The organism is Halalkalibacter okhensis (assembly GCF_000787375.1).
GTDB lineage: Bacteria > Bacillota > Bacilli > Bacillales > Bacillaceae_D > Halalkalibacter > Halalkalibacter okhensis.
Window position 1 is genome coordinate 73,796 of sequence record NZ_JRJU01000016.1, and the last position, 19,620, is coordinate 93,415.

Here is a 19,620-nt window from a genome sequence, read left to right on the forward strand (position 1 = left end):
TTAGACCTTTTTATGTCTTACCGTTCTCTCCGATACATCCAGCTGTTGACTAAAAATAACATTGCAGGGAGACCGCCTGTTTGTACCATTTTTTTCGATTTCTTTTTTAACTCTTTGTCTTTTTGAACTTTTTCATCGGCAATATATATAGCAATAACTCCACGAATGATCATTCGATGAAATTTCGGATCAGGCAATTTTGACATAAACTCCTCGGCCTTGTTGACGAAAAAACGGAAACGCTCGATCATCTCTTCTTCATTTTTATAGTAAAATAAGAAGTTTAATTCATCATCAGCTATATCTTCCTCTTGATCAATAAAATAATCAAGAAGTAGATGAACACCTTGCATCCATGGGTAATATCCTTCTTTTATTACTTCTGCCGTTTCTTCTGTTAAGTCTGCTTTTGTTGCGTATGTCGCAAGTGTATAAATTCCTAATGTAGATCCTGCACATGCTGAGAATTCAAACCACGTCATATCAGGCACTTTATGGCGGTGCTCGGCAAACCATTTTTCTAAACGCGGAATCCGTTCTTCTTTTACGACATGCTTATGTACTTGTAAATCGCCATAATACCCACTTAACTCCAACATAGCTGCTTGTACTTTATCAAATGAAGGAAATGTAGATAGGATGTTTTGACACGTGGTCACGATGTCGTGTAAATAACCACCATCCTCCTTTTCCTCCCGATATTGGTAATAATTTTTCAAGCTAGCTCCTGGTGTTAACGCATCGAGCAACGCTTGATGCAACGAACGGAAATCATTCGGGTCAAACGATGGGCTTTGGTCACACAAGTTATCTAAATAATCGCATGCAATTTGATAAGCGATGATAAACTGCAGTAGATCATCAAAACGATCCTTTGCTACGAGGCCGTACACCCCGCCCCCTTCACAGTGGAATTTTTTCTTTTTAAGGGCGTCTAGTGCTTGTGCACGCAACTTTGAATCTGGTATGTTGGAAGCCTTCTCTATCCATGGGTCAAAGTATTTATGAACCGTTGGGATGACTTCTTTATATATGTTCATTAGTAACGGGATGGGTCTTGTTGGTGCGCTCAACCGATATTCCTCCTAGTCATTTTCCATACTTAGAACCTTAGCATAATCTAAGTGTTCACACAATTAAGTTGTCTGGACTTTATGGTGTTAACAAATTAACAAAGCCAATAGCATGACGGAATACCTCTTCACGTTCAGGCTCATTGAACACTTCATGATAGAAGCCTTCCCATTCCTTGTAATATTTCTCATGTAATGAGAGGTGATTAAACCAATCCCTTACTTCATATTTGTTTACAAGATAATCTTCACCTGCTTGGAGAACAAGGAGTGGAAGATTCGGAAATTTTTCTGGGTATCGATGAGCTAGTCGCATGGCTTTAGATAATTCTTGATACCAACGGGCTGAAACCTTTGTAACTCTAAGTTCATCTTTTAAATAGGCTTCTCTCACCTCTTCATTACGTGTTGTCAACTCAGAACGGATCCCTGAATGTTGACTAAACGAAGGTGCAACACGATGAAGAAGCTTCGAAGCAAATTCCTTTGTTTTAGGTGGTGGTTCACTTAAACCTAAACATGGGGATGATAAGATCACTCCCTGTATCATTGCCGTACTTCGCTCCATCAACGTCCGAATGACTACAAGACCTCCCATACTATGCCCAAGTAAAAAGACCGGTAATCCCTTCACCCTAGCTTCATTTACCCATTCTTCTACTGAATCCAAATATTGATTAAACGATTGAATATGGCCACGCTTCCCCCTTGTTTTCCCTTGGCCTGGTAAATCTCCCATAACAACATCAAATCCATGATCATTCCACTTTTTTGCTAGCCACAAATACCGTCCATGATGCTCCCCCGCACCGTGAACGATGACGACCACTCCTCTTGGCTCAGCCACTTCCCATTTCCACATATCGCAATCCCCCTAACATATAATTTTAAAAGACCCATAACCTTATGGACCAAATATTAATATGAATATTCAGCTTTTTAGTAACTCAGGCTTTACGTTTTACGTTAAAATAAGTATAGCGATTTTTTCATTAAACGAAAAGGATGTGAGCGTATGATTTATCGATATCAAGACAAATTTCCGACAATTTCAGACACGGCTTTTATTGCAGACGGAGTAACGATTACTGGGGATGTAACAATTGGAGATGATTCAAGTATCTGGTTTCAAACGGTCATAAGAGGCGATGTCTCTCCAACAAAAATTGGGAACAGAGTCAATATACAAGACCAATCTATGCTTCACCAAAGCCCAAAATACCCATTAATCATTGAAGATGATGTAACGGTTGGGCACCAAGTGATGCTACATAGTTGCACGATTCGTAAAGAAGCGTTAATTGGCATGGGCTCCATTGTATTAGATGGTGCTGAAATTGGAGAAGGGGCCTTTATCGGTGCTGGAAGCCTGGTTCCTCCAGGTAAGAAAATCCCTGCTAACTCAATGGCATTCGGTCGGCCTGCTAAAGTCATTCGCGATCTGACCGAGGAAGATAAAGTTGATATGGCTCGTATTCGTCGTGAATATGTAGAAAAGGGTCAGCATTATAAGCAAATTCTCCAGGAAGAAAGACATAAATAGCAAGATTTTCTTTTTCTATGAATAAGATTGATTATTATTATCAATAATAAAGAAAGAAAAGAGCGAAGGCGATCGCTCTTTTCTCTAAAAGATCAATGTTGTGGTTCAAACGTTTTGCAATCTGTTTCTTCTTGCTTCTCTGCTTCTTTTCCGGTATGACTAACAACATAAATTCTGTCAGCCTCACACTGGTTTCCTTGAGCCCAGTATACACAGTTGTTCACTTCACATAAAACATCTTGTGCCATTTCACTCACCCCCTCTTACTTACATTTTGACCAATAAAGACTCAAGGCATACAGATATGCTCCGACAATCATCGGTCTTCATACTATTGAAGAAGGTGATTTTTTAAGGTTTAGGCTCTCTTACTTGTAATGAACTTTTTACTTGTTCAACCTCATTCCGGCTCTCATCCTCCTTATCAGCGACTTTCTCACATGGTTTGGTCATTCATCTAAAAGCTTCATTACAAAAATACACGCGATTCCTCTCATCGAAAGATCGCGTGTATTCGTACGTTTCTATTTACTTATTAAATACCAGCTTGCTCCTTTAACGCGGCTGCTTTATTTGTTTGCTCCCATGGTAATTCGACATCTGTACGACCAAAATGTCCATATGCTGCCGTTTGTTTGTAAATTGGGCGACGCAGATCAAGCATTTTAATAATACCTGCTGGGCGAAGGTCAAAGTTATCACGCACAAGTGCTACTAGTGACTCTTCCGATACTTTTCCAGTACCGAATGTATCAATTGAAATCGATACAGGTTGTGCAACGCCAATCGCATAAGCTAACTGGACTTCACATTTATCCGCAAGGCCAGCCGCAACAATGTTTTTTGCTACGTAACGAGCAGCATAGGCACCTGATCGGTCAACTTTTGTTGCATCTTTCCCAGAGAACGCTCCACCACCATGACGCGCGTACCCACCGTATGTATCTACGATGATTTTACGTCCTGTCAAACCAGCATCTCCTTGAGGTCCACCTATCACAAAACGCCCCGTCGGATTAATAAAGTATTTCGTATCTTCATCAATTAATTCTTGAGGAACAACTGGATTAATAACGTATTCTTTTAAATTACGTTGAATTTGTTCTAGTGTTACTTCTGGATGATGTTGTGTTGAAATAACAATCGTATCAATACGAACAGGATTACCGTTCTCATCATACTCTACTGTTACTTGTGTTTTCCCATCCGGACGAAGATAAGGAAGAACCTCATCTTTACGAACCTCCGTTAAACGACGTGCAATTTTATGGCTTAATGAAATAGGAAGAGGCATTAACTCTTTCGTTTCGTTGTTTGCATAGCCAAACATAAGCCCTTGGTCCCCGGCACCAATTGCTTCAATTTCTTCATCCGTCATTTGGCCTTCACGCGCTTCTAGAGCCTGGTCCACACCTTGTGCAATATCAGCTGACTGCTCATCAATGGATGTAAGAACCGCACACGTTTCATAGTCAAAACCGTATTTGGCGCGAGTATAGCCAATTCCTTGAATCGTTTCACGAACGATTTTAGGGATATCAACATACGTACTTGTCGTAATCTCACCAGCAACTAACACTAGTCCAGTTGTTACCGATGTCTCGCAAGCGACACGAGCATTCGGGTCATTGGTTAAAATCGCATCTAGAATCGCATCTGAAATTTGATCACAAATTTTATCTGGATGCCCTTCTGTTACTGATTCCGACGTAAACAAACGTCTGCTTTTCAATTCTGTCATTATCAATTTCCTCCTTTAAACACTGCTACTACGCTATTAGCATGTGTTTTTCTTTGTGACGGCACTCATGCCCACCGAATGGGAAATACCTACCTGTAAAGACCGTATAAACGATAAAAACCCTTTTCCAATAGAGGAAAAGGGTTGAATGTTTACCTTTAGCCTCTTATCGTCCAAGGCAAAGCCTTGCAGGTTAGCACCTTTTCACTCATGGCTTTAAAGTGTTGGTTGCTGGGCTTCTTCGGGCCTGTCCCTCCGCCTACTCAGGATAAGAGTATCCGTTCGACGCATATCATATCGCACAAGTCGTTTAATGTCAACAAATACCACTTGCAGTTTTACAATTATCTATATTGTGTGCCCATGCTCTAATAATATGCTTGTCCTACGATGATTTCTTACAGAAAACCGTTCAAAAAAAGACTGTTTCGCATATTTTTTGTTTTTAGGGATTAGATGGACACAATATGTTCGTTCCATTTCTCTCCAGCCACTGCACCTGCAAGAAGGTGGCGAGTGACTGGAGTTCTATCTCGCTAAGAAAAACAAGGAAACGATATTGCAAAACAACAATCTTTACGAAATGAGCCATAAAAAAGAGCGGCAATCCCGCTCCAATTAGTATGGTGTATCATCTCGTCTCTCCTGACGGTTTTCCAATTGTCTTTCCCGCTCTTGTTGCTTTAGCTCCCTTTCTCTCTCTATTTCTTGTTCTTTTCGAAGTTCTTCTCGTAGCTGCATTCTCATTAACTCATTTGCATTATCCCGTGGCTTCACTTGACTATAAACCCCACTAGCTGTTAAACCGATAATGAGTGCCATAAGTACCTGTTCTCCCCACTCCCTTGGGATAAACCAAAGGATTCCAGCTATTCCAATCGCTAGAAGAGCTCGATATTGCTTCTCAATACTAAAGGCATTTCCTATCACCGTTACAAGCGCCGCTACTACTGCTGAAACAGTAGCGAGATCCATCATGGAAACTTGCTGCAAATAGAACGCCTCCTTCATTTCTCTTTATCACATTGTATGCACATAAAAGAAATTTAGGAACCTTTCCTCAATGTTGCCACTTAGCGGATAAAATTCTTATAAGACACACATTTTCTCTTTGATATAGCACAATTGCATTTTATAAATAATAGTATAGACTATTAAACTTAATATGTTATACTAATTAACAAGATTTACTTCTATGTGGAACAATCAAAAAAAATTGAAAGAAAGGGTTTTGCGACAATGAATACAATCAGCCTCCATTCCGAATTAATTAACTTAGTGAACTCCACCACGGTTCAAGAAAATCTTCCTATTTCTTCACTAATTGAAAAGTCGTTAAGGCGCAGTGAAGGGAAACTTACCACAACTGGCGCACTTAGTGTGGAAACAGGGGCCTATACTGGGCGTTCTCCTAAAGATAAATTCATTGTCCACGAACCAAGTGTAAAAGACAAGATTGAATGGGGAACGGTAAATCAACCAATTGCTAAAGATACTTTTACGTCTTTATACTATAAAGTGTTGGAACATCTTAAAAACAAAGAAGAGATTTTCGTATCTGATGGATTTGCAGGAGCGGACCACAAATATCAGATTCCATTAAAAGTAATCAACGAATTTGCATGGCATCAAATTTTTGCACGTCAGTTGTTTATTCGCCCAACTGAAGAAAGTGAGGCTTCACCCAAGCAACCATTCACCATTATTTCAGCTCCATCTTTTAAAGCTGATCCACTTAATGATGGAACAAATTCAGAAGCCTTTGTTATCATTTCCTTTGAAGAACGAGTGGTTTTAATCGGTGGAACAGAATACGCTGGTGAAATGAAAAAATCCATCTTCTCCGTCATGAACTTTATTCTGCCTGAGGCAGATGTCCTTTCCATGCATTGCTCTGCTAATGCTGGTAGAGAAGGAGATGTCGCCTTATTTTTTGGTCTTTCCGGAACCGGTAAGACTACACTATCAGCCGATCCTCTTCGTTCATTAATAGGAGATGATGAGCATGGTTGGTCAAGTAATGGCGTATTTAATATTGAGGGTGGTTGTTACGCTAAATGTGTAAACCTTTCCAAAGAAAAAGAACCGGAAATTTGGAATGCCATTGGCTTTGGAACGATTCTTGAAAACGTAGCTGTTGATGCAACAACAGACAAAGCCGATTATGAAGATACATCATTAACTGAAAATACACGAGCAGCTTATCCGATTGAAGCTATTCCTAATGCATTAGTTCCAAGTGTTGCCGGACATCCAAAAACAATTATTTTCTTAACAGCAGATGCATTTGGTGTGTTACCTCCGATTAGTAAATTAACAAAGGAACAGGCGATGTATCATTTCTTGTCTGGATATACGAGTAAGCTTGCTGGAACTGAACGTGGCGTGACTTCGCCTGAAGCTACCTTCTCCACTTGTTTTGGAGCTCCTTTTTTACCATTGCCAGCTGTTCGTTATGCTGAAATGCTTGGGGAAAAAATTGACCAACACGATGTGAATGTTTACTTAGTTAATACAGGCTGGTCTGGTGGGGAATACGGTGTTGGAAAACGAATGAATTTAAAACACACGCGCGCTATGGTTCAGGCTGCTTTATCAGGGGAGTTACGTTCTGCAGAGACGATCACAGATTCCATATTTGGCCTACACATTCCCCTTCATTGCCCTGGAGTACCTGATTCTGTACTGAAACCACGCGATACGTGGACAGATAAACAGGCGTATGATCAAAAAGCAAAAGAATTAGCTACAAACTTTAAAAAGAATTTTCAAAAGTTTGACTCCATTAGCCATCGTATTAAGAATGCCGGTCCAAAATAGACGCAGATGAAGTATTACGACGTAATCTAAAAGCAAGATATGTTTATACTGACCAACGCTTAGATGACCTTACAAATCTAAGCGTTTTAATTTGGTTTATCCGGTTGTCGAAGACCTTTTATCTATTGAACCATGTCGTTAGATATAGGTACCTATAAGATTTAAGAAAAAGCTTATGGTTTAGCCCATATCAAATATAAATAACCAGCCAAGTAACGCTCCTCCCTAATAGACTTTAAATTAGACTCTTTTACAATTTCAGAAATATCTCTGTTCTGGTGGCACCCTACAACCTTTAGTGCCAAAGGGTTCAAAGATTTTTGTAACCATGCCAACGGTTTGTTTGTACTAATGCCGTGCTCCAACATCAGTATTTCCCCTTCTGGCTTACACCACTTTTGAAAGCTATTTAAAACACTTACAGGTTCTTGATAGGCACATAAGCTGCCGGAAGAGATAATAGTGTCAAAGCTGTCTTCGTTAAATTCAACCGTTTCTACATCATCTTGAATAAGTGTTGTTTTAAAAGGATAATCTTTAGCCGCATTCTGTGCTGCTTTCAACATTGCAGGACTAAAATCCAATCCAGTCAATTCAATATCACTACTATAGAAGGGAAAATTCAGTCCTGAACCAATGCCAACTTCCAAAACCTTTCCTTTGGCTTCTTGAAAAATTCGTTGACGAAACTTATAAGCCTGACCGTTTTCTCGTCGTTTATTGTACTTTTTTGCTTGCTTATCAAACTTTTTAATTAATGATTGACGATCCATATCATCCCTCGCCTTGTTCATTCAGACCATTTTTATTTAACGAAATCAGGCTGCTGGTAAAAAGACTACTGCTCCCGTGTTTATCATCACTATTTTGAAATAATCGCCATTTCTTCTTCTCACCTCTTTTTTACTTCCATAAGAAAAGCAGCACATGCGGCTTTTCTTATGGAACAGAGGTTGCTCTAACTTAGACCTACTATTTCTTCCTTATTCATTTGGACTCGTTCCTGATAATAGATAATCAATCAACGCCTTTTGCTCTTCTTCGGTAAAACCCGTTGATCCATCCACCCAATATTCATGGCCGATTCCCAAAACATGAACATCTCTTAACTGTGGCACAGATTCATTTGCAGCTATTACTTTTTGACGTAACTCCTTGTCAATTATTGCTTTTAAACTGTTGTAAGGATTTGGGAGGCGTCCTTTCATTAGTGTACCTGGTACCCCCAGATCAACTATTTCATCGGGGCCAACAGCAACTGCGCCATCATGTAAATAAGGGGCTGTGTAGGCTAATCCAACTAAACTTTTTACCTTATAGCCCCCTTTTGAATTAATGTTAAAGGCTAATTTTTTTTGTTCTTGATTAATATGATCTGTCGGAACCTTAAGGACAGTTGGATTGTCAGGAAGAGGAGTAGGAGTATTGGGGGCATACATATACGACTCCCTCAGCTGTTTTCCAACCTGCTTCATAGATAAAGCACGAGTCGGCTCCGTTTTTATTTCCTCCACAGGAATAATTTGATGATTCGTAAATGTTCTCCCGGCATGGCAGCTTATGCAACCTGCTCTTTCAAACACCTCTCGCCCCGTTGCTTTTGTCTCTTCGCTTACCTTACGTCTATACGTAGGTGGTGCGATTGTATTTTGATAAGCTGAGAGGGCATTATTTTCTCTTCCTACCTCTGTCCCGATCGAACTAACAATTGTCGCATTCGGTGTAATCATAGTTAAGTTAGGAAATGTGGGCGGGATCACCCCTTCATTGACTCCTGGAACATTCGGCGTGTCGTCAACCGACTGAAAAAAGTCAGACGGCTTTTGATTTGATGTAACATCATACTTGTATTTCTTATGCGCGGAATTTTGTAAAATGGTTCCCATATACACTTCTTTATCAACACCAAACAAATCCTCACTATGCTCTTGAAACGATAATGAATCTGAATTAAAAGAATGCACCTCATTATTAAACGTACTCAAGCCCCTAAAAGGTCCGAATAACGAAAAGCCATTCCACCCATATGGATGAGCTTCAAATGTAAAGGTATGAGGTGTTTGTGTTGGATTTGCAACAAGATCTGGAGTGGTGTCAAAATTGCCTTTGGGCCATTTAATAAATGTTTTATCGACTGCTTTCTCTAATGCAACTGGGTCTGGTAGCTCTTCTTCTTCCCCCTTTGTATTTTCGATTGTTCGATTGGTATCACGTATATAATCTCTTATAGAGTCTATTTCTGCTGTCGGGAAAAAAGCAGCGGAGTTGGTTGCCAAAGCTGTAATCAGACCACTGTCAAAATCTAAATTCGGCACTCCTTCCATTACTTTTCCAGTTTCTAAGTCAACAGTTGCATGGCAAGCTGCGCAGCTAAGACCAGCTCTTACTCTGCCATTAGAGTACGAAATCGGAATACCTAAAGGGGTAACAGCCCCTTTTGCGACATCAAGTCCTGTATCAATTTTATCTCCTTTTTTCCACGATTGCTCCCCTATTGTTACATCCTCAGAAAGCTCAACACGAAGATTCGTTGTCGCTTCTCCTTTTAGCTCCATAATCGCCTTCATTATATTAGGAATTCCAAACGGACCATCTATAAAACCAAGAATATCTGTTAGAAATATCTCATTCCCAAACGTTTCTTTGTAAAATAACTCTTTCCCCAAATCAATTAACTCCTGATCCACTTTCACAGCCCCATTTTCAGGTGATACCATTTTTCGCTGCTCCGCTTTCGTAAACGACTTGATGTCTTCCTCAGTAAGAAACTTCCCCATCACATCATAAGAAACGGTTTCACTAAATTTGGTTTTATGTTCATTAAGTATTTGATCTGTGTCTGGGACATAGCCATATTCAAAATCAGCTTGAGAAAGGCCAAGCGCACAGATAGCTACAAATGAGCTGACTAAAAATAGTACGTTCCACTTCTTCACTTCATTCGTGCTCCTTTTTTCCATACTCCTCTTTACCATTTACGTTTTAGGCATATTCATACTCTAAAAGCATGGACTATTACCGGAGTAAGAACAAAAGGACAAACGACCTATCATGTTTAAGCTGAATGCAATTTCACATTGCGCTTAATTACTTCATAATAACTTATGAGCAGTTGGGCAAATATTTCATCCCATGATTTCGTCAAGGCGAATTGTCGTGCCGCTTTAGCAAACTGATTACGCCTGCTGTGATCATCTAATAACATCGCTGTATGTTTAGTAAAATCTTTGACATCTCGCGTCTTACATAAATACCCCGTTTTTCCATGGTCAATTAGATGCTGGACTCCACCTGCATTTGCACCGATTACTGGCAATCCAGAAGCCATTGCTTCCAACACTACATTTCCAAACGTCTCCGTTGACGAAGGAAAAAGAAAAAGATCACTAGATGCATAGACATTGGCTAGTTGTTCGCCTTCTAAGAACCCTGTAAATGTCATTTGTTCATTTTGATGTCCAGACCACAACTTAAGCTGTGGTCCGTCACCAACAATCAAAAGATGCGTATCGTCTTTTATGTGTCGAGGTAGGGAATGGAATGTCCTTATAGCAATGTCTACTTCTTTTTCAGGTGCAATTCGACCTACATATAACAAGATCTTGCTTTGTGAAATTTGATATTTTTGCCTGATTTCATCTGTTTTCTTTATTGGAGTATAATATGTGTGATCAATTCCTCTTCCCCAAATTTCCAAGTCCTCATGAAACGAATGGTTGCTGAGCTTATCCCTTGTACTTTCTGATGGTACATAAATCCTTTCAAAAGATCGGTGAAACCAGATCATGTATTTCCAAAGCCACTTTTGAAGAAACGGTATATGATAATAGTGTAAGTAATCATCAAAATGAGTGTGATATGAGGCAACCATAGGAATATGATGTTTCTTTCCATAATGAAGACCATATAGTCCCAAATTGAGTGGGGTAGCGACATGAATCAAGGTAGGTTTAAATTGTTCTAGCGATTGTTTAATATGACTGGGGTTAGGAAGTGCAATTCTACACTCTGGATAGAATAGAAAAGGAAGACTTGCAAATCGTTCAATTTGGCCAACAGCAGGAACGGACGTTTTGCCATCAGGTGCAAACACTTTAAATTCAATCTGGTTTCTTTCTAAGTAACCAGTTAACCTTTGCAATGTTTTCGCAACGCCATTGATTTCAGGTGAATACGTATCAGTGAAAATCGCAATGCGTACATCCATGCTCTCTCCCCCTGCAGTAAAAGTCTTGTTACTATTACTTTACTCGACAAGGTAGAAATATTTTACAAAGATACTGTAAATTTCTTTTTAATTTCTAGCTAAAATCTCAATATTTCTCAAACAATCCCTTAAAAAAATGCTATTATAATAAAAATGTCACCAGATATTTTCTTATGGAGTTGTTCTTATGAATCGAATTGTTGACTGGCTATCCACAAACGATGATAAAGTATTTTTAGTCGTGAACAAGAGGTGGCGCTGCAAACCTCTAGATCTTATTTTACCGAAAATCACCCATCTTGGTGGAGCAACGTTTACATTATCGATGCTACTTACATTAATTTTCATTTTCTCCAACGATGTGCGTTACTGGGCCATTGATGGGTTAATTTCATTAACGATCAGTTTCATTGCTGTTCAAATCATTAAAAAAGCTTTTGGCCGCAAACGTCCGTATTTAAAATTACCCGATGTCATTACCGTGGCAAATCCCCTTAAAGATTTTTCGTTCCCATCTGGTCATACAACAGCAGCCTTTTCCATCGCTATTGTTTTCGCCTTACACTCCCCGATTCTTGCTTTTACAGTTGTGCCATTAGCGATGATTGTTGCTATTTCACGCATGTATATAGGACTTCACTATCCAACCGATTGTTTGATTGGGGCATTTCTCGGAACCATTAGTTCCATATTGGCCGTGTACTTTATCTATGTCTAAATAATAAAAAACATTATATATGCCGTGAGAAAAGATCTTTTTTCTCACGGCAACTCTCAAGATGTATAGCTCAGGATTTGATCATAGAGCTCTTCAGTCCTTTCTTCAGTCACTAAATGTCCGGTCTTTTCATATGTGATTAAATTTGCATTAGGCAAGTCTTCTACTAACCGCTTCCCAACTGATAGTGGGACCACTTGATCTTCTTCACCCCAAATTAATAAAGTTGGAATCGTAATTTCACGTAATTGCTCACTCGACAAATCTCCTTCACGATAGCGCAACAGTCTGATTAACGAGCGGTAGAAATCTTTCTCCAATAAAGGCCTTGCAAACTCCTCCATCATCTCTTTATTGATGAGCGTTCGGTTATAAACAACATTCTCTAAGCTTTTCTTGACATCTTTCATTCGAATATAACGCTCTACAAAAAAACGAAAAAAAGGAATATACGTGCAATAAATTAACGATTTCCTTGCTCGTTTTAAATAGCCTGAACTACATATTAAAATGAGCTTTTTAATTTTAGAAGGAGCTCTCTTTGCAGCATATAATGCAATTTGTCCCCCCATAGAATGTCCGACAATCGTCACTCCATCAAGCTGAAAGTGGTCAATGCATTCGGCAATGAAGGCCGCATAACTTTCAAAAGAATAGACAAATGTTTTTGATTTTTCACTTCGCCCAAACCCAGGTAAATCAATAGCAACTACTGAGAATTTCTCTTTTAAAAGCGGGATGAGACGATTAAATGTATAGGTAGATGATACGAAGCCATGAATGAGAAGAATTGGCGGTTTTTCATTTAACAAGTATTCACAATAAACATTAACACCTGCAATACAGATCATGCCCTTTTTCACTTTGTCCATCGTCACCTTTAAACCACTCCACTAGTGTTTTAAAGGTATTATTTGTAAATCTTACTTTCATCATTCCTATTTTAAAAGGAAATGTTTTTCATCCATGCCGCTGCCTCAGCTAAGATCACTCGTTGACTAGATGCTGGAAAATGATGAGGAAACGTTGGGTAATACCATGTATTAATGTTTACGTCTGATAGGTGGCACGCTTCTTCTAGGCGATATGCATGCTCAATGGATACATGCTCGTCTTTTTCACCATGAATGACTAACACGTTTCCTTTTATTTTCTTGATTTCAAAAAGGGGTGTACGCCATTTATACCTTTCTGGATATTTGTTCGGTGTCCCCCCTATGACTCGCTTCATCATTCTTCGTAAATCAATTCGTTCCTCATAAGTGAGCACCATGTCCGATACCCCATTCCAACACACAACCGAGCTCGTCTCAGGTCGTTCAATCGCCGTAAGCAAGGCCATCACTCCCCCACGTGAAAAACCAAGAATATGGAGGGAATGCGGGTCAACACAGGACATGTTCTTCATTAAGTCAAATGCAGAAAAAGCATCTTCTCGGTCTTCCCCGCAAAAGTCCTCTTGTCCTTGCCCTCCCTTATTTCCACGATAAAAAGGCGCAACAACAACCATGCCTTCAGCTGCCCACTGAATGATTCGTTGAATTCGAACCATACCAACGTTTTTGATTCCACCGCGTAAGTATAATAGCCCTGGGAATTGCTTGTCCCATGTTGGGATGGCGACATATCCTTTAACTTTTAATCCCGAGCTTAGATATGTAATTAAATATAATTTTATTTTAGGGTGTGGAGACGGAATACGAATCTTATTGATGACGTCCATATGTAAAATCCTTTCTCCTTTATATTGAAAACCCATTCACACAATATTTTATTGCGTTCCTGTCAAAAAATGTGACAAAGAAAATAAAAATGGGCAAACACACATTTTCTCACCTTCACATAGACTATCACAATTAGTATTCCATTTTAAGGAGATGACTGACATGCAAGTCACAAAAAAAGTAGCTCTATTGCTCTTATCTCTTGTTCTGTTTCTATCCATTTCTGCCTGTTCGTTTGGGGGAAATAAAGATACAATCCGTGTTTCAGAGGTAACAAGATCCATCTTCTATGCTCCACTTTATGCAGGGATTTCTCAAGGATTTTTTGAAGACGAGGGGATTGACCTTGAACTCACGACAACTTGGGGAGGCGATAATACAATGACCTCTTTGTTATCAGATGGAGCCGATATTGCTTTGGTTGGAGCTGAAACATCGATTTACGTCTACGCTCAAGGGGCTACTGATCCAGCGATCAACTTCGCCCAATTAACTCAAGCTGACGGGACATTCCTTGTATCACGCGAAAAACTAGATTCATTTGAATGGGATGACTTAAAAGGTAGTACGTTCCTTGGTCAAAGAACCGGTGGCATGCCACAAATGGTTGGGGAACACGTGTTAAGACAACATGGAATTGACCCACACAATGATTTGAACCTCATTCAAAACATAGACTTTGGCAACATTCCAAGCGCCTTTGCCTCCGGAACTGGGGATTTCGTTCAGCTATTCGAACCGCAAGCAACATTATTTGAAAATGAAGGGATTGGCCACATCGTTGCATCGTTCGGAACTGAATCAGGCAGTGTGCCGTATACCGTTTTTATGGCAAAACAAAGCTACATGGAATCTGAAGTCGAAAAGTTAGAAGCCTTCACTCGTGCCCTTTATAAAGCACAAACGTGGGTAGAGGAACAACCTGTTGAAGTCGTTGCCGAAGCCATTGTCGACTTTTTTGAAGATACAGACGTAGAACTTGTTGCACAAGTTGTTGATCGCTATCGCTCACAAGGTTCCTATGCTACCTCTCCACTCGTTCAACCTGAAGCTTGGGACAATTTACAAACGATTATGGATCAAGCGGGTGAACTTCCACAACAAGTGGACTATACCGAGTTAGTGAATACGTCGATCGCCGAAAGTGTGACAAATTAGGAGGCTGATGAAGGTGGCGACATTGCAATTACAAGATGTATCCTTAGGGTATTTGACAAAGCGCGAGGCAACCTTAGCTCTTGAGTCGATAACCTTTTCAGTAGAGGATGGAGAGTTCCTTTCCATCCTCGGCCCCAGCGGCTGCGGAAAAACGACTTTACTGTCTATTATTGCTGGTCTTCTTACACCAACAACAGGTAACGTGACTCTCGGCAATCAAACGATCACTGCCACTAGCAATATTGGATATATGCTTCAACAAGACTATCTCTTTCCGTGGCGCACGATTGAAGACAACATTACATTAGGCTTAAAAATCAAGGGCGTTTATTCTGAAACAACCAAAGCTGCCGCACTCAATTGGTTATCACAGCTAGGTCTTGCAGATAAAAAGGATTTGTTTCCTAATCAGTTGTCTGGTGGCATGAGACAGCGCGTTGCTCTCGTTCGAATGCTTGCGACCAATCCTTCTATGATGCTATTAGATGAACCTTTTTCAGCACTTGATTATCAGACTAAGCTCAAATTAGAGGACTTAGTTTTTCAAACACTGAAAAAAGAGAAAAAAACAGCAGTTCTAGTAACCCATGATATCGCCGAAGCCATTGCTATGTCCGATCGAGTTGTCTTATTATCCCCAAGACCCGGACGCATTCATCACATTTTTGATATCCCAAACGACATAGCCAAAGCTTTGCCATTTGAAGCAAGGCAGCATAAGTCGTTTAATGATCAATTCCAAATGATTTGGAAGGAGATGGAGAGCCTTGCATCAACATCTTGATTCCTTACACAAGAAATATCTTGCCTCCCTAAAAAGGGAAAATACAAAAGTGCTCATGGTCCAGCTGAGTATTCTCATTTCCTTTTTTGTTTTTTGGGAAGTAGCAGCAAGACAACGCTGGATTGACCCGTTACTGTTTAGCATGCCGTCAAGGATTTGGAACTTACTTGTAACACGAGTCAGTGATGGTTCTTTGTTTACTCATGCGTCTGTGACGATGTTTGAAACAGTCTTTGGCTTTGTACTTGGTACTGGTATTGGCACATTGCTTGCTGCAATTCTTTGGTGGTCACGATTCATCTCAAAAGTGCTCGATCCATATTTAGTCGTTTTAAACTCAATGCCCAAAGTCGCACTAGGACCTATTCTCATTGTAGGACTCGGTCCAGGCTTCACATCCATTATTGCCATGGGAGCACTCGTTTCTGTCGTCATCACCACTATGGTCGTCTTTACTGCCTTTCGTGAAGTCGATGCCAATTACTTAAAAGTGATGAATACGTTTGGCGCATCCAAACACCAAACATTTCGATACGTCATTTTCCCAGCCTCTCTCCCAACCATTATCTCAACATTAAAAGTCAACGTAGGCCTAGCCTGGGTCGGAGTAATCGTCGGAGAATTCTTAGTCTCAAAACAAGGACTCGGCTATTTGATTATTTACGGATTCCAAGTATTCAACTTTACACTCGTCATCATGAGCCTACTCATCATCGCCATCCTCGCAACCATCATGTACAAAATCGTCGAATTCATCGAACAAAAACTAATGAAACAATTTTAGAGCAACAGCAAAAAGGCGAACTTCCTTTTTGCTGTTGCTCTAAGCAATGAGCGGAGCCGCCGTTATCTTTTAAGCCTTTTGAGTGCACTTCTCAAAAGGCGCACGGCGTGCGGAGCCATTGCCATTTGTTCGCTCTATTATGGAATAAAAGTAGGTTTCATAGCGGAGCCGCCGTTATCTTTTAAGCCTTTTGAGCGAACTTCTCAAAAGGCGCACGGCGTGCGGAGCCATTGCCATTTGTTCGCTCTATTATGGAATAAAAGTAGGTTTCATAGCGGAGCCGCCGTTATCTTTTAAGCCTTTTGAGCGAACTTCTCAAAAGGCGCACGGCGCGTGGAGCCATTGCCACTTCTTCGCTCTATTATCGCAAAAAGGCGAACTTCCTTTTTGCTGTTGCTCTAAATCAATTGCAAATGTTTAATTTGCTCCATCGTATACGTAAGTACTTGGTCCTTCATAATAAAACTGAACTCTGAAGATAACTCTACAGGCAGATCTCCTACTAATACTGGACCATTTGTTTCGTAATAATGGTCTTTTTTTATGACTATAGAAACCTCAGCAAAAAAGATCGTTTTATACATAACCGATTGCTCACAATTCACCTCATACTGTCCAATATAGTGCAAAGCATCTACCTCTGCACCTGTCTCTTCACGTACCTCTCTTTTGGCAGCTTCAACTAACGTTTCCCCTATTTCCACTTTCCCACCTGGAAACTCAAGACCTCTAGTCCGATGTCTCGTTAGCAACCAACTATCTTTGTAACGACATACAACCCATATATGCTTAGCATTCTCTCCAAAACCGGATTCTTCAAATGTTAGTCTGACTTGACAGCCATTTTGATCCTGAAACTGATACATAACTCTCGCCTCTTTTTGTATTCTTCCTTCAAGTATACAGATGAAAAAAGAGATAGGATAGGGGAAAAAACGTCTACGTCCTTTTTCCCCTTATCCCCATGTTGGTTTGACAGGATCATCTGGCTTAATCGCAAACAAAACAATAAGAACGGTCATCACACATAAAAGCGTATTCGACAGAAACATAAAGGAATGTGAGGTTTTCATCAGTACAGCGAAAACCGGTGGCCCAAGAGCAACACCAACAAATCGCATGCTACTATACAATGAAGAAATCGTTCCTCTTTGTTCCATTTCAATGCCCTCTGTCACTAAAGCGTCAAGACAAGGAAGAGCAATACCGATCCCCACGCCACTTGCGAAAAGACAAGTTAACAACAAATAAATATCTTTAGAAAACGAAACCGTAAAAATAGCCAAGGTCAAAATAATGAGACCTGCGACCGTAAACCACTTCATTTTTTGTTTATCTTGTCCAATCACTTTTCCCGTTGCAAAAGAAGAAAAGCATAATGCTGCTAATGGAATGGCTAAAATAATCCCTTTTTTTATACCATCTATTTGAAACTCATCTTCAAGCATGGTTGATAAATAAAAAAGAACACCAAAAATAACAAACATTAAAATTCCCCCAATGGCAAATACAGCGTACAGCCATCGACCTTCACGCTTAAAAATGACCTTTGTTGTTTTTACAAAAGCCTTGAAACCGACAGCTTCCCCACTCATTGGAGGGACTTTCACTAAAAAAATCATAGATAATATCGAAATAAAACATAACACAGGAATGGAAAGGAGAGGCATGTACCAAACAATTAGTGCTAATGCCGCACCTAAAATCGGGCTTAACACTTTCCCTAATGTATTGGCTGTTTCAATCATACCTAAGCCTTTACTTACATCCTTTTGATTTGTATACAAATCACCCACTAATGGCAGCACAATAGGCATTGCTCCTGCTGCTCCGATTCCTTGCAAGAAACGACCAAAAATCAACATACCGTATGGATTTTCCATTTGCCACCCTGCAAATCCTGAAATAAATCCACCTACCCCTGCAATAATTAAACTAGGAATGATGACCTTTTTTCTACCAATGTGATCTGATATATACCCGGCTATAGGGATACAAACGATAGCCACAATAGAGTAGACCGTGATGAGCATACTGACTTGGAATGAACTAATGCCAAGTTCTTTCTCGATTTGAGGCAATACTGGAATTAGCATTGAATTCCCTAATGTCATGACGAGTGGGATTGATGAAATCGAGAAAATAGCCCATTTATCTTTTTCTTGCATCGCAAGGCTCCCCCGTTCCTAACTCAAAATAATTACCTTGTTAGTATGAGGAAGACGAAATGTTCTATACACGTTACAGTACAGGAAGAAAAAGCAAAAAAAACACCCATTCGACTGAATAGATGCTTGTCTTTATTGAAGGTTATATTCTCCACTTTCTTTAATGGAACGATAAATGGTATTTAAAGCACTTTGAGGATGCGCCGCTAGATTTTCCATTTTATTACGAAATTCGGTTAATAATTGTTCTTCTGAGTAGCCTTCTTTTACAAGATCTTTCAGGACGTCTTCAATGATCACATCTCTTTTTAATGCGAGCTTTGCCTCTAATAAAACACTAATGTGTTCCGATAATTCCGTAATCGTTTGTACGTTTGTTATCATAGCAGCCGGATGATTATCTTTGCTTGTAATAATGACATCTACTAAGATGTGGCCTTTATTCTCTTTTATTTCTTTAAAATATTCACAATAATCCTTGCTAATCACGGCTTCAATATACCAAGTCTGATTACTGTTTTCCATATTGATAATTAACCCATCATGAATTGGAATTAATCTTTGGTCAACACATTCACCTTTACCTTCAAGCAAGCTAAGCGAATAAAGTTTAAATGTTTTCAAGGTCGTTCCCTCCTTTCATTCCATTAAATCATAAATCGCTATGACAAACAAAGGGGCTAACATAAGCCCCTTTCCCTATTACGAACTTTTTAACCGATGAAAGCACAACTCATATTGCCTTTCTTGGATCCACTTAATTAGTTGAACCTCTTCTTTAGTGAGGTCTCTCCTTAACTTACACTTACAATCGTCGATCAGTTCTTGGTAAAGATTTTCTTGTAACATATAGCAAATGTCTCCTTTTGTCGATATTCTAAAACTGATATCAATGGTGCG

19 protein-coding genes and 1 riboswitch are annotated in these 19,620 nt (G+C 39.7%); of the genes, 6 read left to right on the forward strand and 13 right to left on the reverse strand.

What is annotated here, in order from left to right; translation table 11 throughout:
• Positions 1–17: 17 nt before the first annotated feature.
• Entirely contained in the window at positions 18–1,073 is a 1,056-nt protein-coding gene (locus LQ50_RS12915; protein WP_152608212.1) for a tetraprenyl-beta-curcumene synthase family protein, read from the reverse strand.
• A 79-nt stretch (positions 1,074–1,152) separates the two neighbouring features.
• Positions 1,153–1,935: an alpha/beta hydrolase gene (locus tag LQ50_RS12920; RefSeq protein ID WP_034629946.1), complete on the reverse strand. Its 783-nt coding sequence runs from the start codon at positions 1,933–1,935 to the stop codon at positions 1,153–1,155.
• 153 nt (positions 1,936–2,088) lie between these two features.
• Here LQ50_RS12920 and LQ50_RS12925 point away from each other — a divergent pair, with 153 nt between their 5' ends.
• On the forward strand, positions 2,089–2,616 hold the full coding sequence (locus LQ50_RS12925) for a gamma carbonic anhydrase (protein ID WP_034629950.1): 528 nt from the start codon (positions 2,089–2,091) through the stop codon (positions 2,614–2,616).
• A gap of 92 nt (positions 2,617–2,708) precedes the next feature.
• On the opposite strand, the gene LQ50_RS24660 is transcribed toward LQ50_RS12925, so the two are convergent.
• The 3 genes from LQ50_RS24660 to LQ50_RS24350 form a co-directional block, all read right to left on the reverse strand.
• Positions 2,709–2,864: a DUF1540 domain-containing protein gene (locus LQ50_RS24660; protein ID WP_070808142.1), complete on the reverse strand. Its 156-nt coding sequence runs from the start codon at positions 2,862–2,864 to the stop codon at positions 2,709–2,711.
• A 287-nt stretch (positions 2,865–3,151) separates the two neighbouring features.
• Positions 3,152–4,357, reverse strand: a complete 1,206-nt coding sequence (gene metK, locus LQ50_RS12930; RefSeq protein ID WP_034629953.1) for a methionine adenosyltransferase — start codon at positions 4,355–4,357, stop codon at positions 3,152–3,154.
• 163 nt (positions 4,358–4,520) lie between these two features.
• Positions 4,521–4,632, reverse strand: a riboswitch (SAM riboswitch).
• A 343-nt stretch (positions 4,633–4,975) separates the two neighbouring features.
• Complete coding sequence (locus LQ50_RS24350; RefSeq protein ID WP_052144735.1) at positions 4,976–5,350, reverse strand: hypothetical protein; 375 nt, start codon at positions 5,348–5,350, stop codon at positions 4,976–4,978.
• Positions 5,351–5,596: 246 nt separating this feature from the next.
• On the opposite strand from LQ50_RS24350, the gene pckA reads away from it, so the two are divergent.
• Positions 5,597–7,177, forward strand: coding sequence for a phosphoenolpyruvate carboxykinase (ATP) (gene pckA, locus LQ50_RS12940; protein ID WP_034630028.1), 1,581 nt, complete (start codon positions 5,597–5,599; stop codon positions 7,175–7,177).
• Positions 7,178–7,350: 173 nt separating this feature from the next.
• Here the strand turns inward: pckA and LQ50_RS12945 are convergent, their stop codons facing one another.
• From LQ50_RS12945 to LQ50_RS12955, 3 genes are all read right to left on the reverse strand, one after another.
• Positions 7,351–7,950, reverse strand: coding sequence for a class I SAM-dependent methyltransferase (locus tag LQ50_RS12945; RefSeq protein WP_034629956.1), 600 nt, complete (start codon positions 7,948–7,950; stop codon positions 7,351–7,353).
• Positions 7,951–8,160: 210 nt separating this feature from the next.
• Complete coding sequence (locus LQ50_RS12950) at positions 8,161–10,113, reverse strand: di-heme oxidoredictase family protein (RefSeq protein WP_237563706.1); 1,953 nt, start codon at positions 10,111–10,113, stop codon at positions 8,161–8,163.
• A 119-nt stretch (positions 10,114–10,232) separates the two neighbouring features.
• Positions 10,233–11,384, reverse strand: a complete 1,152-nt coding sequence (locus LQ50_RS12955; protein WP_034629959.1) for a glycosyltransferase family 4 protein — start codon at positions 11,382–11,384, stop codon at positions 10,233–10,235.
• Between the two features lie 187 nt (positions 11,385–11,571).
• On the opposite strand from LQ50_RS12955, the gene LQ50_RS12960 reads away from it, so the two are divergent.
• Positions 11,572–12,102 (forward strand): phosphatase PAP2 family protein, encoded by a 531-nt coding sequence (locus LQ50_RS12960; RefSeq protein ID WP_034629961.1) that lies wholly within the window; start codon positions 11,572–11,574, stop codon positions 12,100–12,102.
• Positions 12,103–12,158: 56 nt separating this feature from the next.
• On the opposite strand, the gene LQ50_RS12965 is transcribed toward LQ50_RS12960, so the two are convergent.
• Both LQ50_RS12965 and LQ50_RS12970 read right to left on the reverse strand, forming a co-directional pair.
• Positions 12,159–12,974 carry an alpha/beta fold hydrolase gene (locus LQ50_RS12965; protein ID WP_034630030.1) on the reverse strand — a complete coding sequence of 272 codons (816 nt, stop codon included), beginning with the start codon at positions 12,972–12,974 and terminating at the stop codon, positions 12,159–12,161.
• Positions 12,975–13,045: 71 nt separating this feature from the next.
• The gene (locus LQ50_RS12970) at positions 13,046–13,825 is read right to left on the reverse strand and encodes an alpha/beta hydrolase family protein (RefSeq protein WP_034629963.1); all 780 of its coding nucleotides are present in this window, start codon (positions 13,823–13,825) and stop codon (positions 13,046–13,048) included.
• Positions 13,826–13,988: 163 nt separating this feature from the next.
• On the opposite strand from LQ50_RS12970, the gene LQ50_RS12975 reads away from it, so the two are divergent.
• Genes LQ50_RS12975 through LQ50_RS12985 form a run of 3 tightly spaced genes read left to right on the forward strand, consistent with a single transcriptional unit; the run spans position 13,989 to position 16,552 of the window.
• Complete coding sequence (locus LQ50_RS12975; protein WP_034629964.1) at positions 13,989–14,984, forward strand: ABC transporter substrate-binding protein; 996 nt, start codon at positions 13,989–13,991, stop codon at positions 14,982–14,984.
• A 13-nt stretch (positions 14,985–14,997) separates the two neighbouring features.
• Positions 14,998–15,768, forward strand: a complete 771-nt coding sequence (locus LQ50_RS12980) for an ABC transporter ATP-binding protein (protein WP_237563707.1) — start codon at positions 14,998–15,000, stop codon at positions 15,766–15,768.
• On the forward strand, positions 15,752–16,552 hold the full coding sequence (locus tag LQ50_RS12985; RefSeq protein ID WP_034629966.1) for an ABC transporter permease: 801 nt from the start codon (positions 15,752–15,754) through the stop codon (positions 16,550–16,552). Before LQ50_RS12980 ends, LQ50_RS12985 begins: the two co-directional genes overlap by 17 nt.
• Positions 16,553–16,950: 398 nt before the next feature.
• Here LQ50_RS12985 and ytkD read toward each other — a convergent pair whose 3' ends face one another.
• The 3 genes from ytkD to LQ50_RS13000 form a co-directional block, all read right to left on the reverse strand.
• Positions 16,951–17,418 carry an RNA deprotection pyrophosphohydrolase gene (gene ytkD / locus LQ50_RS12990; protein WP_034629968.1) on the reverse strand — a complete coding sequence of 156 codons (468 nt, stop codon included), beginning with the start codon at positions 17,416–17,418 and terminating at the stop codon, positions 16,951–16,953.
• Positions 17,419–17,508: 90 nt separating this feature from the next.
• Positions 17,509–18,720 carry a bacillibactin exporter BcbE gene (gene bcbE / locus LQ50_RS12995; protein WP_034629971.1) on the reverse strand — a complete coding sequence of 404 codons (1,212 nt, stop codon included), beginning with the start codon at positions 18,718–18,720 and terminating at the stop codon, positions 17,509–17,511.
• Positions 18,721–18,852: 132 nt separating this feature from the next.
• Entirely contained in the window at positions 18,853–19,344 is a 492-nt protein-coding gene (locus LQ50_RS13000) for a YwpF-like family protein (RefSeq protein WP_034629973.1), read from the reverse strand.
• Between the last annotated feature and the right edge of the window lie 276 nt (positions 19,345–19,620).